We start from the raw sequence: 16,010 nt of genomic DNA on the forward strand, positions 1-16,010 counted from the left end.
GCTCCGGCGGCGCGGCGAAGCCAAGCCGCCGGAGGCGGCGCCCGGCGTTTGATGGCAAAGACAATGTCTGAGCGGCCGCGTGTCGCCGCCAGGCCCGCGGCGCCCCGTCTTCTCCAATCCGCCGGCTTCCGCTTCGCCCTGCTCTTCGTGGCGATCTTCTCGGTCGCAGCCGGCTTCCTGGTGGCCGTGCTCTGGTGGGCGACGGCCGGCGCGCTGGACCGGCAGACCATCGCCGCCATCCGCACCGACGCCACCTCCCTCGTCGAGCGCTACCGCGAGCAGGGCAGCACCGGGCTGGCCGAGGCCATCGAGGAACGCCTGGCCCTCGATGCCCAGAACGAGACCATCTACCTGCTGGTCGACGGCGAGGGACGCCGCCTCGCGGGCAACCTGCGCGACTGGCCGACCGCCATCGGCGAGGACGGCGCCTGGTTCCGCACCCGCATCCAGCATGACGGCGCCGTGGCCGAGGCGCGCGTGCATCGCCGCGACCTGCCCGGCCTGCGCCTGCTGGTCGGCCGCGACGAAAGCGAGCGCGTGCAGCTCCGCCTGCTGCTGACCGAGGGCGTCGCCTGGTCGCTCGGCACGGTGCTGCTCTTCGCCGGCGTGGGCGCGGCGCTGATCCGCCGCGCGCTGCAGGTCCGCATGCGGCCGGCGGTGGCGACCGCGCTCGGCATCGCGGGCGGCGACCTCACCCACCGCGTGCCGATTTCCCCCCAGGGCGACGAGTTCGACCGGCTCGGCGCCAGCATGAACGACATGCTGGACCGCATCGCCGCGCTCATGAGCGGGCTGCGCGGCGTCTCCGACGCCATCGCGCACGACCTGCGAACGCCCATCGCCCGCGCCCGCGCCAAGCTGGAGGAGAGCCTCAACACCGCCGCCGGCGAGGCGGAGCTGCGCGCGGCGATGGAGGAGGGCATCGCCGACCTCGACAACATCACCCGCGTCTTCCAGGCCCTGCTGCGCATCGCGGAGGCCGAAGCCGGCGCGCGCCGCGCCGCCTTCGCGCCGCTGGACCTGCCCGAGGTGCTGCGCGACGCGGCCGAGTTCTACGAGGCCATGGCCGAGGCGCGGGAGCAGCGGCTGGTGACGTCCCTGCCCGAGCACCTGCGCCTGGTCGGCGACCGCGACCTGCTGCTCCAGGCCGTGGCCAATCTGCTGGACAATGCCATCAAGTTCACGCCCCAGGGCGGGGTGATCCGGCTCGCCGCGCGCGAGACGGAGACGCTGATCGAGATCTCCGTGAGCGATTCGGGCCCCGGCCTGTCGCCGCGGGACCGGGCGCATGCGCTGGAGCGCTTCTTCCGCGCCGACTCCTCGCGCCAGATGCCGGGCTCCGGACTCGGCCTCTCGCTGGTGCGAGCGGTGGCGCAGCTCCATGCCGGCGAGGCGCTGCTGCTGGACGCGAATCCGGGCGCCGACCCGCCGGGGCTGCGAGTCGTGCTCCGCCTGCCGAAGCCCTGAGATCCCGTATGGACAAGGCTTCACGGCCGGCCCATCGGGGGGTGACCCCGGCCGGCGCATTCAGGCGCCATGCGTTGGCTGCTCGTCCTGCCGGTGTCCGCGATCGCCGTCCTCCCCATCCAGTCGGACCGGCCGCTCCGGATGACGACGGAGAGCGCCGAGTATTGCCGCACGCTCGCGGCGCGCCTGGCGGAGACGCCGCAGGCCACGGCCGAGCTGCCGCGCGGACTGGGCGAGGAGGGCCGGCATCTGTGCTCGATCGGCCATTACCGCTCCGGCATCGCCAGGCTGCGCCGCGCCATCCGCGCCGCGCAGGCGGAGCCGCGCAGGAGCTGAGGGCCTTCGGCCGGCCCCCGACTCCCCAAATTCCCGGGCCTGGCGCAGGCTGGCCGGGATGTCCGCCCGAAACTCCCTGACCGCCGCCTTCGCCGGAGCGGCGGCCACCTGCGCGGGCAACGGGCTGGCGCGCTTCGCCTTCGTGCCGCTCTTTCCCGCGCTCGTGACGGCCGGCTGGGTCACCGGCGCCGAGGCGGGCGCGCTGGGGGCGGCCAATCTCGCGGGATACCTGCTCGGGGCGCTGGGCGCGCAGGCGGCCGGGCGCCGCCTCGGCACGCGGCCGGCGCTGGGGGCCGGCATGGCGGGTCTGGTGGCATCGCTGCTGCTCTGCGCGATCCCGGGCGGCGTCGCCTGGCTGCTGCCCTGGCGCTTCCTCGCGGGCGTCGGCGCCGGCGTGCTGATGTCGCTGGCGGGGCCGGCGGCGCAGCGGGCCGCGCCGCCCTCGCTGCGCGGCACGGCCTCGGGCATCGTGATAGGCGGCGTGGGCCTGGGCATCGCGGCCGGCGCGCTTGCCGTGCCCGCGCTGCTGCTGGTGGGGCCGAGCACGGCCTGGCTCGGCCTCGCCGCGCTCGTTGCCGGACTCTGGATCTTCGCCCAGCCGCGCTTCCCCGCCGATCCCGGCGGCCGGACGGAAGGCGGGCGACCGCCCCTCATGCCCTTCCTGCTCCTGGCCTATGCGCTCTCGGGCGCCGGGCTGGTGCCGCACATGATCTATCTGGCGGATTTCGCGGCGCGCGGCTTCGGCCTGGGCGTGACGGCGGGCAGCGGCATCTGGCTGATCTTCGGCCTGGGCGGGCTGGCCGGCACCATGCTGGGCGGCCGGGCGGCGGACCGGATCGGCGGGCCGGTGGCGGCGCGCATCTGGCTCGGCGTCCAGGTCGCGGCGCTGGCGCTGGCGCTGGCGCCCTGGTGGCCGGCGCTGCTGCTCTCCGCGCTGGCCGGAGGCTTCGCGGCCGTGGGCATCTCGGCCGTGACGCTCGCCTGGGCCCGCGAGGTTGCCGGCCCGGCGGCCGGCGCGCTCTGGGTCCGGGCGACGGTGGGTTTCGCGGTGACGCAGGCGGCCATGGGCTTTGGCTTCGCCGCCCTCTTCGGCGCGACGGGGGAGAGCCACCACGCGGTCTTCCTCGGCGGACTGCTCTTCTCCGCGATGGGCTTCGCCGCGACGCTGGCGCCGCATCGGGCCTGAGCCGGAAGGGGAAGTCCCGGCGGCGCGGGATCCGCGATGGTCCGGCCCGGATTGCCGGCGCCGCGCGCCCTGTGCAGGCTGGCGCAGATTTTCCACGGAACCGATTCATGCCCGAAGCTTCCCGCGTCATCCTCGTCACCGGCGCCGCCTCGGGCATCGGCGCCGCCTGCTGCCGCGCCATGGCCGGGCCCGGGACCTCCCTTCTGATCCATACGCGCAGCAATGCCGCGGGCGCCGAGGGCGTGGCCGGCGAGGTGCGCGCCAAGGGCGCCGCGGCCGAGGTCATCCTCGGCGACATCGGCGCGCCCAACGTCCCGGCCGAGTTGGTCGCGCGCGCGCAGCGGGCCTTCGGCGGGCTGGACGTGGTCGTCGCCAATGCGGGATTCGCGGACAAGACGCCGCTCGCCCAGTCGGACGACGCGGTCTTCGCCCGCAGCATCGACACCATCCTCTGGGGCTTCACGCGGCTGTCGCGCGCGGCGCTGCCGGCGATGGCGGGGCGGGGCTCGCCGCGGATCATCGCCATCTCCTCCTTCGTGGCGCATGTCTTCCGCATGGGCGTCACGACCTTCCCGGCCAGCGCCGCGGCCAAGGCCGGCGTCGAGGCGCTGGTGCGGGCGCTCGCCGTCGAGGTCGGGCCGCAGGGCATCACGATCAATGCCGTGGCGCCGGGATTCACGCGCAAGGATCCGGGTGCGCATGCCGCCTACAGCGAGGAGCAATGGCGGCAGGTGGTGGCCAATATCCCGCTCGGCCGCCTCGGCACGCCGGACGACGTGGCGGCCATGGTCGCCTTCCTCGCTTCACCGGCCGCGGACTACGTGACCGGCCAGGTGATCCACGTGAATGGCGGGCTGGTGGGCTGATCCGGCCGCTTCCGGGGAACTGCCGGCGCGGGTGGCCTGTGTCCGGTGACCCGAAGCGGGGCGATCGGATCGCGCGCCAGGACGAAAGACCGGATCATGATCCGGTCCGGCCCTCAGTCGGCCTTCCGGCCGAAGCGCTCCACCAGCTGCGCGATCCGCGCCGGATCGCTCTGCTCCATCACGCGCCGCGCGAAACGCGCGCAATCGTCGATGTCGAGGCTGCGCACGGCCTGCTTTACCCGCGGGATGGAGCTGGCATTCATCGACAGGCTGCGAAGCCCGAGGCCCAGCAGCAGCGGCACGAGCTTCGGATTGCCCGCCATCTCGCCGCAGACGCTGACCGGCATGCGCAGGCGCAGCGCGGCCTCGGTGGCGAACTGCATCAGCCGCAGCACCGCCGGGTGCAGCGGGTCGTAGAGATGCGCCACGTCGATCTCGGCGCGGTCCACGGCCAGCGTGTACATGGCGAGGTCGTTGGTGCCGATGGCGAAGAAATCGGCCTCCAGCGCGATCGCATCGGCGGCGAGCGCGGCCCCCGGCGTCTCGATCATGGCGCCGAGGGGCGGCAGCTTCTCGGGCAGCGTCTCGCCGCGGCGGCGCAGGCGGCGCGCCACGCGCTCGTAGATCTCGCGCGCCTGGGCGACCTCCTTGGGCACCGTCACCATCGGCAGCAGGATGCGCACATTGCCGAGATGGGCCACCCGCAGGATGGCGGCGAACTGTTCCTCCAGCAGCTCCGGCTTCTTGAGCAGCAGCCGGATGCCGCGCAGGCCGAGCGCCGGGTTGGGGCCGGTGGGCACGGGCACGCCCTGGGCCAGCGCCTCCATGTCCTTCTCGCCGCCCCAGTCGAGCACGCGGATGGTCACGGGATCCTGGCCCATGGCCTCCACGATCCTGCGGTAGGCCTCGACTTGCGCGTCCTCGTCCGGAAGATCCTCCCGGTTCATGAAGAGGAACTCGGTCCGCAGCAGCCCGATGCCCTGCGCGCCGGCATTGGCGATGAGCGGCAGCTCCGCCGGAATCTCGAGATTGGCCTGCAGCTCGACCTGTTGGCCGTCGGTGGTCTCCGCCGGCAGCCGCCGCAGCTTTCCCAGCCGCGCGCGCTCCTTGGCCTGGGCGGCGAGGCCCTCCTTCGCGGCGGCCAGCGCCTCAGCGCCCGGATGCAGCGTGATGCGGCCGGCGCCGCCGTCGAGCACGGCCTGGTCGCCGCGCCGCGCGGCGGTCGTCAGCCCCGGGCAGCCCAGCACGGCCGGGATGCCGAGGGCGCGCAGCATGATGGCCGTGTGGCCGTCGGCGCCCCCCTCCTCGGTCGCGACCGCGGCGACCCGGCCCGGCTCCAGCAGGGCGGCATCGGCCGGCGTGAGCTCGTCGGAGATGAGGATGGCCCCGGCCGGGACGCCCTTCAGGCTGCGGAAGGGTGTGGCCGTCAGGTTGCGCACCAGGCGCCGGGCGATCTCGCGCACCTCGCCGGCGCGGCGGTTCAGCCCGGCCTTGTCGTCGTCCTTCGCGGCCAGGATCAGGGCGGCGATGGCCTCCGCCTCGTCCTGCACGGCGGTCTCGGCTGAGAGCAGCTCGTCGCCGATGCGCTTGCGGGCGCCGCGCAGCAGCCGCGAATTGCCGAGCATGAGGATATAGGCGTCGAGCAGCGGCTCGAGCTCCTCCTGCGCCTCCTCGGGCAGGACGGAGAGGCGTGTCTTAAGCTTGGAGACCTGCTTGCGGGAGAAGGCCGCGGCATCGGTCAGCCGGGTGCGCTCGGCCTCGACCCTGTCGTCGGTGACGCTGCGGCGGGGCACCTCGGCCGGCGCCTGGGTGGTGTCGTGGATCTGCCCGATGACGATGCCGGGCGAGACCGCGATGCCGCTGAGCCGCTGCTCCGCGGCGCGGTGCGTGCGGGCAGCGCGGCCCGTGGCTTCGGCGGGCCGGGCGGCGGGCTTGCCGGGCCCCTCAGTCTTCATGGAAGCCGGCTTCGATGAGCCCGGCCACCGCATCCAGCGCCTCGCGCGCGTCCCAGCCCTCGGCCTCCAGCACCACTTCGCTGCCCTGGCCGGCGCCCAGCATCATCAGCCCCATGATGGAGCAGGCCGGCACCGTCTGGCCGCAGCGGCTGAGGCTGAGGCAGGCGGAGTAGCGCTCGGCCAGCGCGACCAGCTTCGCGGCGGCACGGGCGTGCAGGCCCCGGCTGTTCACGATCTTGATCGAGCGCTTCAGCACCATGCCGCCTCCGCAGCCGCAATCGGCGCCGACCGGCGACGCCTCGGCCGCGGAGGGGACATGCGGCGCGGCGTCGGATTCCGTGGGCCATTCGTTCATGACGATTCACTCTCGGGGGGGTTGGACGGCCCAGATGGGGGGATCTGGGCGCCATTCAGGCCGGTGGGAAGGTCGCTGGCCGCCGTGATGTACTTGCGGCCGGCCTTGGCGGCATGGTCCACCGCCTCGGCCAAGGGCTCGGAGCCGCGGATCTTCGCGAGCTTCACCAGCAGCGGCAGGTTCACGCCGGCGATGACTTCCACTTTCTTCGGGTCCGAGAGCGAGAAGGCGAGGTTGGAGGGCGTGCCGCCGGCGATGTCGGTCAGCAGCACGACGCCGTCGCCCTGGTCCACCTCGGCGATGCGGGCGCGGATATCGGCGCGGCGATTCTCCAGATCGTCCTCGGGGCCGATGCAGACGGTCGCGACGGCGCGCTGGGGGCCGACGACATGCTCCATGGCGTGGCGCATCTCGAGCGCCAGCCGGCCATGGGTCACGATCACGAGGCCGATCATGATTCGCAGTTCACAGGCATAGTCATGGTCTTGGAGGAGCAGGGGGACATGGAAGGGCTGGGGGCCGCCTTTTCGGAAGCAGTCGAGGGTTCGGGTCCGCCGGCTGTCTGGGGGGCGCCGGCGGTCGTCGGGGCGGATATATCGTGCGTCTGGCCCAATTCCCGATGCGCCAGATCCACACGCCAGCCCTGCTGCCGGAGGTGGGCTGCCAGCTTCTCGGCCACGAAGACGGAACGATGCCGCCCGCCCGTGCATCCCACGGCGATGGTGAGATATTTCTTGCCCTCCGCGACATAGCGGGGCAGCAGCGGCTCGATGAAGCCGGTCAGCCGCGTCCAGAAGCCCGGGAAATCCGGGTCGGCGGCGACATGTTCGGCCACGGCAGCGTCCCGCCCGGTCAGCGGCTTTAGCGCGGGCACATAGTGCGGATTGGCCAGGAAGCGCAGGTCGAAGACCAGGTCCGCCTCGCGCGGCAGGCCCTTGGGGAAGGCGAAGGACTGGATGTGGAGCGAGAGGCCGGGCGCTCCATCGGGCCGGAAGCGGGATTCGATCAGCCGGCGCAGCTCCGGCAACGGCAGCGCGGAGGTGTCGAGCAGCAGGTCCGCGGCGTCGCGCAGCGGCGTCAGCAGAGCGGCCTCCATGCGGATGCCGTCCAGCACGCGGGCGCCGAGCGGTCCGCCGGGCGCCAGCGGATGGCGGCGCCGGGTCTCGGTGTAGCGGCGCAGCAGCACCTCCTCCTCGGCGATCGCGAAGACGAGTGTGGGCGCGAGGCCGGCGCGCTCGCGCATCCGCTGCAGGGCGGCCAGCACCTCGGCCGCGTCGAAGCCGCGGGTGCGGGCGTCGATGCCGGCGGCGAGCGGGCCCTCGCCGTCCTGCACGAGGGAGTCGAGGATGGCGAGCGGCGGGTTGTCCACCGTCTCGAAGCCCAGATCCTCCAAGACACGGAGGATGGACGCCTTCCCGGCGCCCGAGAGTCCGGTGACGAGCACGAAGGGCCGGGCGGGGTTGCTCACGCCGCGAAGGCTCCGCAGGTGAGGGTGTGCTTCTTCGCCAGCGCGCCCATGGCGCAGGCCAGCACATCCGGCGCGGAGACGGCGGCGCCGTTCAGCTCCAGCAACGGCAGCGCAAGGCCGAGGGATTCCCATTGCTGCGGGGCGGGAAGGCGCCGGACCTCCTCGCGCCGGACGAGCCGGGCGGCGAGGCGCAGCGGCGCCGATCGCCATCGCAGGCCGTCGACGAGGCCGAGCCCGAAGACCTCCATCCGCCCCGCCAGCTTTGGGGGAGGCGAAGCCTGCAGACGCCCATCGACGGCCTTCAGAACCAATTGGTCATCCGCCACCAGGTCCCAGCCGCGTCCCATCAGACGCAGCAGCAGGTCCGACTTGCCGCCGCCCGGAGGGGCGAGAATCACCACCGCCTCGCCTTCCAAAGCCGCACAGCTTGCGTGCAGGAGCATCCCGGCTGCCAGAATGTTTCAACAGATTACTTTATGGCAGGATTGGGGCTGGCCTGAAAGGGCGGACGGGTAACGGGGAATATGCATGCCATTCGATAGATCAGCCATCGCCGCCGCTGCCCGCCGCATCGCCGGGGATATCCGCCGGACGCCCCAGCTGGCCATGCCCGGCTGGGGCGTGCTGAAGCTGGAGATGCTGCAGCTGGGCGGCAGCTTCAAGCCGCGGGGCGCCTTCAACCGGATGCGCGCCGCGGGCGCAGGGGATGCGGGGGTGATCGCCGCTTCGGGCGGCAACCACGGCGTGGCGGTCGCCGCGGCGGCGCAGTCGCTGGGGCTGCGGGCGGAGATCTTCGTCCCGGAAATTGCCGCCGAGGCGAAGCGGGCGCGCATCCGGTCCTTCGGCGCGAGGCTCGTGGTCGGCGGCGCGGGCTACGACGAGGCGCGGCAGGCCAGCGAGGCCCGCGCCGCCGGGACCGGCGCCCTGGTGGTCCATGCCTATGACCAGCCGGAGGTGCTGGCCGGCCAGGGCACCGTCGCGCTGGAATGGGAGGAGCAGGCGCCGGAGCTCACGCATCTGCTGGTGGCCGTGGGCGGCGGCGGGTTGATCGGCGGGATCGCGGCCTGGCACCGCGCGAGCGGCGTGACCCTTGTGGCCGTCGAGCCGGAGGGCTGCCCGGCTCTGCACGAGGCGCTGGCGGCGGGCCGGCCGGTGCCGGCGCCGGTCGGGGGCCTGGCGGCGGACAGCCTCGGCGCGCGGCAGGTGGGCGGGCTGATGTTTCCGCTCGCGGCAGAGCTGCAGGCAGCGGGGCGGCTCGCGCCCGTGCTGGTGACCGACGGCGCGATCCGCAACGCGCAGCGGGCGCTCTGGGAGAATGCCCGGCTGGTGGCGGAGCCGGGCGGCGCGACGGCACTGGCCGCGCTGCTCAGCGGCGCCTGGACGCCGCCCGTGGGGGCGAAGGTCGGCGTGCTCGTCTGCGGCGCGAACACGGATCCGGCCTCAGCCGCCTGAAACCTGTCCCGTCGGCAGCATCCGGCCGCAACGCGGCCGGCGCCGCCCCACCAACCTCACATCTGGCGGGCCAGGCGCCCGGCGCCTGAGGGCAAAAAAGACTCCCGATCCTATCGGCTTTCAGCGGATGAGGATCGGCGTCAGCCCGTGCTTCGCCGCGGCCCGCGCCAGCGTCCCATCCGCGCGGATGGCCCCCAGGAAATTGTTCACCTCCCCCATCCAGGCCGGGTCGTTCATCGGCAGCGCCCAGGCGTAGAGCGTCTCGCCGAAGCGGTCGGGCGGCTCGATCACCCGCGCCCAGTCGTGCATCAGCAGCATGCGCCGCGTATAGGCGAAGTCGCTCATGAAGACGTCCGCCCGGCCGGACTGGATCTCGGCCTCCCGCGAGCGCGGCGGCGCCACCACCAGCATCTCGGCCCGCCGCAGGCTCCGGCCCATCAGCGGCTCCTGGATCGTGCCCGCCGCCACCGCGACCACCGTGCCGGGCGTGTCGATATCCGCCCAGTTCCGGATGCGCGTGTTGTCCCGCGTCGTCACGGCATAGACGGGGCTGGCGAGATAGGGCCGGCTGAAGGCGACGCGCTGGGCCCGGGCCGGCGTGATGCCCACCGCCATCATCGCGATGTCGCAATCCCCCGCGTCGATCCGGTCCATGAAGGCCACGAAGTTGGTTTCGACGAAGCCGAGCCGCATGGAGAGACGCCCCGCCAGCGCGCGGGCCAGGTCGACGTCGAGGCCCTCGAGCTCGCTGTTCCGGGAGTTCCGATAGGAGATGGCAAAATAGTCAGGCCAGATGCAGACTCGCAGTTCGCCGCGTGACCGGATCGCGTCCAGCCTGGGGGGAAGAGAAATTTGCGCCCATGCCTCGCAAATTGGGACGAGTCCTGCAATAACAGCCAAAGCCATGCGCTTTAAAGCGATCCGCGACAGCATCCGACGCTCCTTCGCTCCCGCCCTCACCGAGCCGGAGTCCGCCCAGGCCGCTCCGCGGCCCAGCCGTCTTTACGCGGTTGTCGCGGGGCTCGTCATCCTGTGCCTGCTCGCGGTCTATGGGATCGTCATGTATCGCGGCCGGAGCGAGGCCGTCTCCGCGGCCGAGCGACTCACGCAATCCGTGTCGGAGGCCTTGGCCGACCAGCTCACCCGGGCCATGCAGACGGTGGATCTCGTCCTGCTCGACCTGGCCGAGCGCACGATCGAGGGCGGGGCCGAGGCCTTCACCGGCCAGCGTTCCAACCTGCTGCGCGACATCTCGCAGCTCCGCGGCATCGTGCTGACCGATGCGGGCGGCACCATCCTGGAATCCACGGCCGAGGGTCTGGCCGGGCTCAGCCTGGGCGACCGCGAATGGTTCCGCGTGCTGCGCTTCGGCGGCCAGCAGCTCCGCCTGGGCGCGCCGGAGAGCGGGCGCTTCATCGCCGCCCCCAATGCCCGGCCGATCGCCGAGACCGGGCTCTGGTCGATCCCGCTGGCCCGCGCCATCCGCAACGGGCGCGGCGAGTTCGACGGCGCCGTGGTGGCGCTGCTGAACCCGGAATACCTGGTCACCATCTCCCGCCGCTACGCCGAGGCCTTCGGCGTCACCATCCGGCTGCACTCCTTCAACGGCGCGCTGCTGGCCCGCTCCGACGGCAGCCGCCAGGGGATCGGGCAGATCCATCCCGGCGCCTGGCCGTTCCGCAACTTCCTGCCCCGGCGCGAGACGGGCACCTTCGTCGGCATCGACCAGGACGGGGTCGACGTGATGGCCAGCTTCGCCGTCACCCGCCAGGGCTTCTTCGTCGTCGAGGTCGCACGCAGCCGCAGCGACGCGCTGGCGGGCAACCAGTCGCTCGGCCTGCTGCTGGGGCTGGGCGTCGGCGGCGCGGGGCTCTTCATTCTGCTGGCGCTGTGGCTGATGGTGCGCCAGGCGCACCGGCTGCGGGCCCAGGGCACCCAGCTCGCCCTCTCCGAGGCCGCCGCCCGCGCCGGCTCCCGCGCCAAGGAGGACTTCCTCGCCAGCATGAGCCACGAAATCCGCACGCCGATGAACGGCGTGATCGGGATGACGGGCCTGCTGCTCGACACCAAGCTCGACACGCTGCAGCGCCGCTATGCCGAGACCATCCAGAATTCCGCCGAACACCTGCTGATGGTGCTGAACGACATCCTCGACTTCTCCAAGCTCGAGGCCGGCGCCGTCGAGCTCGAGCGCGTGCCCTTCGACTTGGAGAAGGAGATCGGCACCATCGTAGAGCTCTTCGCGCCCCGCGCGGCGAGCAAGGGCGTCGAGCTGGTGGTCTCCATGCCGCCGGAGCTGCCGCGCCTCGTGGTCGGCGATCCCGGCCGCTTCCGGCAGGTGCTGTTCAACCTCGTGGGCAATGCGGTGAAGTTCACCGACAGCGGCTGGATCGAGTTGGAGCTCTCGGCCGAGAGCCTTGGCCCCCGGCGCGGCTGGCGCATGCGCTGCGACGTGCTGGACACCGGCGTCGGCCTCGATCCGGCGCAGGTGCCGCATCTCTTCGAACGCTTCACCCAGGCCGATGCCTCCATCCGGCGCAAATACGGCGGCACGGGACTCGGCCTCGCCATCTGTGTCCGCCTCGCGGAGGAGATGGGCGGTGGGCTTGAGGCCGCGCCGCGCGATCCGGCGCGGCCGCGCGGCGGCGGCAGCCGCTTCACCTTCACCGCGCAGCTCGGCCAGGTGCCGGGGCCGGTGGACGTGCCGCCGGCCGAGGCGCTGGCGGGGCTGCGGGTGCTGGTGGTGGACGACCTCGCCCTCAATCGCGAGATCATGGCCCGGCAGCTCGCCGGCATGGGGGCGGAGCCGCTGCTGGCGGCCGACGGCCCGACAGCCCTGGCCATGCTCCAGAAGAACGCCGGCAGCGGGCGGCCGGTGCGCGTGATCGTCCTCGACGGGCAGCTCGCGCAGGTGCGCGGGATGGATGTCGCCCGGCAGATCCGGGCGCTGGCCGACGTTCCGCGCGCGCCGATTCTGCTCTGCTCCTCCGGCGCGGCGCTCGGGCGCGAGCAGCCCGAGCGCGGGCTGGTCGAAGCCATGCTGCTGAAGCCCATCCTGCCGGCGCGGCTGCGCGAGGGGCTGCTCATGGCCGTGGCGCCGGCCGCCGCCGAGCCGGCGCCCGCCCCGGCCCCGCGCCCGGCGGACGGTCCGCGGCGCAAGATCCTGCTGGTGGAGGACAATGCCACCAACCAGCTCGTCATGAAGACCATTCTGGGCCGCGCCAATTGCCAGGTGGACGTGGCGCCCGACGGCTCCGTCGCGGTCACCATGGCGCATGGGCAGGCCTATGACGTGATCCTGATGGACCTTCAGATGCCCGTCATGGACGGGCTGGAAGCCACCCGCCAGATTCGCGCGACGGCCAACCCAAACCGGCGCACCCGGATCATCGGGCTCACGGCGGCCGTGGGCCCGGTCTTCGAGGCGCAGTGCCGGGCGGCCGGCATGGACGACTATCTCAGCAAGCCGGTGCAGCGGCCGGCGCTGCTGGAGCGGCTGGGCCTGACGCTGGCCTGATCCAGGATGCCGGTCGCGGGCCGATCCCACGACCGGCCAGGATGCTCAGACCTTCCAGACCTGCTCCGGCCTGGTCCAGAGCGCCGGATCCTTCATCGCGGCCGCGAGGTTCTTCGCCACAGCGTCGATCATCGCCTGCCCCTTCCCGGCCGTCGCCGCGCGCGGATCGCCCTTCACCCCCGTGCGCGGCGCGCGCTCGGCGAAGCTGTAGAAGCGCGAATAGCCGGCGGGCGATGGCGTGCCGGCATTGCCGCCGGCCGCCTCCTCGATCTTGTCCTTGCGGACCTGGCCCTCGTCGAGGGCGAGCCACATCGCCGTCTCGCCCTCGCAGGCATGCATGATGCCGGGCTGGGTGGTCAGGGTCCTGGCGATCTCCGCGGGGGCGACATTCGGCCACGTCGTGGTCACGACCGGCATGCCGAATTCATGCGCGAGCTCGCGCACCGACACGGCCAGCGGATCGATGTTGCCGCCATGTCCGTTCACGATGAGCAGCCGCGTGAAGTCCTGGGCCTGCAGGCTGCGGACGATGCAGCGCAAGAGGGCGTGCAGCGTCGCGTGATCGATGGTGATGGTGCCGCCGAAGGGCAGGTGGTGCTCGGAGAGCCCGGTCCAGAGCGGCGGCAGCACGATGGCGGGGATGTCGGTCGCGAGCTTCGCCGCGGCCACGCTCAGCGCGTGGGAAATGAAGCTGTCGGTCCAGACCGGCAGATGCGGTCCGTGCTGCTCCAGGCTGCCGATCGGCAGGACGGGCAGCGCGCCCTTCTCGGCCAGGGCCTTCAGTTCCGGCCCCGTGCAACGTTCCCAGCGGACTTCCATCGGCATGCTCCTTCATATGGGAGGAGCATGCCGGTGTTGGGAATCAGATCAACTGCTCAGGCTCAAGGTATCGGAGCCACCGCGAAGCTTCCGGCCGCAAAGCGGCCGGCGCCGCCCACTCAACCTGCCGGCCTGGCACTCCAGCGGCGCGGCGAAGGCAAGCGCGCGGAGCGCGCGCCCGCCGTCTGAGGTCAAGAACTAAGCGACCACGCCGATCTTCATCTTCTCGGCGATCTGCACCGCGTTCAGGGCCGCGCCCTTGAGTAGCTGGTCGCCGCAGAGGAAGAGGTCCAGCCCGCAATCGCCGAAGACGGGATTCGCGCGGATGCGCCCGGCCTCGACATCGTCCTGGCCCGTGGCCGTGATCGGCATCGGATATTGCTGCGTCGCCGGATCGTCCACGAGCTTGACGCCGGCCGCCCTCGCCAGCACAGCGCGCGCGGCCTCCGGCGTCACGGGGCGCTTGGTCTCGATCGTCACCGCCTCGCCATGGACGCGGTAGGTCGGGATGCGGATGGCCGTGCAGGAGACCGGCAGATCGGGCATGCCCATGATCTTCCGGCTTTCCCAGGCGACCTTCATCTCCTCGCGCGTGTAGCCGTTCGGCTGGAAGGAATCGATCTGCGGGATCACGTTGAAGGCGAGCGGATGCGCGAAGACCTCGTTCCGGGCCGGCTGGCCCTCGACCAGGACGCGCCGCGTCTCGCGCTCCAGCTCCGCCATGCCCTCGGCGCCGGCGCCGCTCGCGGCCTGGTAGGTCGAGACGATGACGCGCCTGAGGCCGAATTCCCGCCGCAGCGGCTCGAGCGCGACCACGAGGATCGCCGTCGTGCAGTTCGGGTTGGCGATGAGGCGGTGGTCGCCGATGGCCTCCGCATTCACCTCCGGCACCACCAGCGGCACGTCGGCCTCCAGGCGGAAGGCCGAGGAATTGTCGACGACGGCGACCCCCTCGGCGGCCAGCGCGCGAGCATGGGCCTTGGCGAAGTCGCCCGAAACGGCGAGCAGCGCGAGGTCGAGATGGCGGGCCGCCTCGAGGCTATAGGCCTCGATGATGATCTCGCCGAAGGGCGTCTTGGTTTTCGTGCCGGCGCTGCGCGTCGAGGCGAAGAGCTTGAGCTCCGTCACCGGAAAGCGCCGCCTGGCGAGCACTTCCACAATTTCCTTACCGACCGCGCCCGTGGCGCCGATCACGCCGACCCGCATGTGCAGGATCCCTTCGAGTTGAGAAACGGGGTCGTTTAGCGCGCGGGGCTCCGCGAATCCAATGCCCGCAGCGCGGGGGTGGATGTCGTTTTCCGCTGCCTGGACGGCAGAGGTTCCGGGCGGCGCGGTAACGCGAGCCCCCGCGCCGCGTTCCCTCAGGCAAGGCCAACCGAAGAGAGGACCACATGAACGCCACCACCCTCCGGGCCGCCGCGGCCGCCCTCGCCTGTGCCCTGGCGGCATCGCCGGGCGGCGCCCAGGCGCAGAATGCCGACCGCCAGCCCACGGCCACCCAGCAGGGGGGCAGCTCCTCCGGCGGCACGCCCACCGGCAATGTGCCGACGACGCCGGGCGTCGCCCCATCGACCTCCCATCCGGGCCAGGCCGGATCGGGGGCTTCGCAGGCCCCCGAACAGGCACCGCAATCGGGCACCGGCATGCCCCGGCCCGGAACGCCGCGCGGCAATCCTCCCGGGACGGAACGCAGCGGCCCCGGCGAAGGGCGCGGCCGCTAGATCGGCACCAGCCGGGTCAGCCGCGAGGGATTCATCTCCGCCAGCAGCACGCTGCCGTCCGGGTGCAGGGCCAGGCCGTGCGCGCCGTTCAGCACTGCCCGGGCGCGGGACAGGAGCGCGCCTTCGCGGGAGAAGACGGACAGGCGCGGCACCTGGTCCGTCACCCACCAGTTCCCCTCGGCGTCGGAGACGATGTCCATCGGCTTGTGGACGTCGGTGATCTCGCGCAGGAAGCCGCCCCCGGAGGTGAAGATCTGGACCCGGCTGTTGTCGCGGTCGCAGACCGCGACCTCGCCGGCCAGGTTCATCCAGACCGCGTGCGGCGTGCAGAACTGGCCGGGGCCACGCCCCGGCTCGCCCCAGCCGCCGTCGGGCGTGCCGTCCGGCCGGAAGCGGTGCACGCGCGAGGCCGCGTAGCCGTCGCCCACGAAGGCGCTGCCGTCGGGCGCGAAGCAGATGTCGCAGGGGCTGTTGAAGGGCTCGCCGGCCCAATGCCGCTGGCCGAGCGCGCCGAGCTTCAGCCCGTCGGCGGCGAAGCGGGTGATCTCGTGCGCGTCGCGGTCGACCACATGGATGCTGCCGTCCGGTGCCGCGGCGAGCATGTGGCCGTCCATGACGCCCTCGCCCCAGAGGTCGAGCCGCATGCCCTCGGCATCGAGCACGGCGACCGTCGGCGCCGGCACGCCGTCGTAGGAATCCGCGCGCAGGAGCACGAAGATCCGTCCGGCCGCGTCCACCGCCACGTCGCTGACGCGGCCCGGCCCTGCCGGCACGTCGCCCCAGGGCCGTTGGATCCGGTAGCGGCGCGCGCCGAGCGTGACGTGGAGGAGCATGCGGCAAGCTTGCCATGGACGTAGCGACCCGGCCA

16 protein-coding genes are annotated in these 16,010 nt (G+C 72.6%); 7 read left to right on the plus strand and 9 right to left on the minus strand.

The window, feature by feature from the left end; all coding sequences use genetic code 11:
• Window positions 1-63 precede the first annotated feature (63 nt).
• The 4 genes from EJV46_RS10075 (at window position 64) to EJV46_RS10090 (ending at window position 3,855) form a co-directional block, all read left to right on the plus strand.
• A complete protein-coding gene (locus EJV46_RS10075; RefSeq protein ID WP_131548493.1) occupies window positions 64-1,467 on the plus strand; it encodes a HAMP domain-containing sensor histidine kinase in 1,404 nt (467 codons plus the stop codon).
• Window positions 1,468-1,536: 69 nt separating this feature from the next.
• Entirely contained in the window at window positions 1,537-1,803 is a 267-nt protein-coding gene (locus EJV46_RS10080) for a hypothetical protein (protein WP_131548494.1), read from the plus strand.
• A 58-nt stretch (window positions 1,804-1,861) separates the two neighbouring features.
• The gene (locus EJV46_RS10085) at window positions 1,862-2,989 is read left to right on the plus strand and encodes a YbfB/YjiJ family MFS transporter (protein WP_131548495.1); all 1,128 of its coding nucleotides are present in this window, start codon (window positions 1,862-1,864) and stop codon (window positions 2,987-2,989) included.
• Window positions 2,990-3,096: 107 nt separating this feature from the next.
• Window positions 3,097-3,855, plus strand: coding sequence for an SDR family NAD(P)-dependent oxidoreductase (locus EJV46_RS10090; RefSeq protein WP_131548496.1), 759 nt, complete (start codon window positions 3,097-3,099; stop codon window positions 3,853-3,855).
• A gap of 113 nt (window positions 3,856-3,968) precedes the next feature.
• On the opposite strand, the gene ptsP is transcribed toward EJV46_RS10090, so the two are convergent.
• The 5 genes from ptsP to EJV46_RS23235 form a co-directional block, all read right to left on the minus strand.
• Window positions 3,969-5,810, minus strand: a complete 1,842-nt coding sequence (ptsP, locus tag EJV46_RS10095) for a phosphoenolpyruvate--protein phosphotransferase (protein WP_131548497.1) — start codon at window positions 5,808-5,810, stop codon at window positions 3,969-3,971.
• Complete coding sequence (locus EJV46_RS10100) at window positions 5,800-6,069, minus strand: HPr family phosphocarrier protein (RefSeq protein WP_131548746.1); 270 nt, start codon at window positions 6,067-6,069, stop codon at window positions 5,800-5,802. The genes ptsP and EJV46_RS10100 overlap by 11 nt, the downstream gene beginning before the upstream one ends.
• A gap of 92 nt (window positions 6,070-6,161) precedes the next feature.
• Window positions 6,162-6,620, minus strand: coding sequence for a PTS sugar transporter subunit IIA (locus EJV46_RS10105; RefSeq protein ID WP_131548498.1), 459 nt, complete (start codon window positions 6,618-6,620; stop codon window positions 6,162-6,164).
• Entirely contained in the window at window positions 6,617-7,633 is a 1,017-nt protein-coding gene (rapZ, locus tag EJV46_RS10110) for an RNase adapter RapZ (RefSeq protein ID WP_240782495.1), read from the minus strand. The genes EJV46_RS10105 and rapZ overlap by 4 nt, the downstream gene beginning before the upstream one ends.
• Window positions 7,630-8,076 carry an HPr kinase/phosphorylase gene (locus EJV46_RS23235; RefSeq protein WP_131548500.1) on the minus strand — a complete coding sequence of 149 codons (447 nt, stop codon included), beginning with the start codon at window positions 8,074-8,076 and terminating at the stop codon, window positions 7,630-7,632. Before EJV46_RS23235 ends, rapZ begins: the two co-directional genes overlap by 4 nt.
• An 85-nt stretch (window positions 8,077-8,161) precedes the next feature.
• On the opposite strand from EJV46_RS23235, the gene EJV46_RS10120 reads away from it, so the two are divergent.
• Entirely contained in the window at window positions 8,162-9,085 is a 924-nt protein-coding gene (locus EJV46_RS10120; protein ID WP_131548501.1) for a serine/threonine dehydratase, read from the plus strand.
• Between the two features lie 120 nt (window positions 9,086-9,205).
• Here the strand turns inward: EJV46_RS10120 and EJV46_RS10125 are convergent, their stop codons facing one another.
• The gene (locus tag EJV46_RS10125; RefSeq protein WP_131548502.1) at window positions 9,206-10,018 is read right to left on the minus strand and encodes an ABC transporter substrate-binding protein; all 813 of its coding nucleotides are present in this window, start codon (window positions 10,016-10,018) and stop codon (window positions 9,206-9,208) included.
• Here EJV46_RS10125 and EJV46_RS10130 point away from each other — a divergent pair.
• Window positions 9,990-12,602, plus strand: coding sequence for a response regulator (locus tag EJV46_RS10130; RefSeq protein WP_165585457.1), 2,613 nt, complete (start codon window positions 9,990-9,992; stop codon window positions 12,600-12,602). The two genes, EJV46_RS10125 and EJV46_RS10130, sit on opposite strands and share 29 nt — an antisense overlap.
• A 45-nt stretch (window positions 12,603-12,647) precedes the next feature.
• On the opposite strand, the gene EJV46_RS10135 is transcribed toward EJV46_RS10130, so the two are convergent.
• Together EJV46_RS10135 and EJV46_RS10140 are read right to left on the minus strand one after the other, a co-directional pair.
• Window positions 12,648-13,421, minus strand: coding sequence for a creatininase family protein (locus tag EJV46_RS10135; protein ID WP_240782497.1), 774 nt, complete (start codon window positions 13,419-13,421; stop codon window positions 12,648-12,650).
• A 198-nt stretch (window positions 13,422-13,619) separates the two neighbouring features.
• Window positions 13,620-14,627, minus strand: coding sequence for an aspartate-semialdehyde dehydrogenase (locus tag EJV46_RS10140; RefSeq protein WP_131548505.1), 1,008 nt, complete (start codon window positions 14,625-14,627; stop codon window positions 13,620-13,622).
• Between the two features lie 185 nt (window positions 14,628-14,812).
• Here EJV46_RS10140 and EJV46_RS10145 point away from each other — a divergent pair, with 185 nt between their 5' ends.
• Window positions 14,813-15,142, plus strand: a complete 330-nt coding sequence (locus EJV46_RS10145) for a hypothetical protein (RefSeq protein ID WP_131548506.1) — start codon at window positions 14,813-14,815, stop codon at window positions 15,140-15,142.
• On the opposite strand, the gene EJV46_RS10150 is transcribed toward EJV46_RS10145, so the two are convergent.
• Window positions 15,139-15,975: a peptidase gene (locus EJV46_RS10150; protein ID WP_131548507.1), complete on the minus strand. Its 837-nt coding sequence runs from the start codon at window positions 15,973-15,975 to the stop codon at window positions 15,139-15,141. The two genes, EJV46_RS10145 and EJV46_RS10150, sit on opposite strands and share 4 nt — an antisense overlap.
• Between the last annotated feature and the right edge of the window lie 35 nt (window positions 15,976-16,010).

This window comes from Roseococcus sp. SYP-B2431 (assembly GCF_004336745.1).
Taxonomy (GTDB): domain Bacteria; phylum Pseudomonadota; class Alphaproteobacteria; order Acetobacterales; family Acetobacteraceae; genus Roseococcus.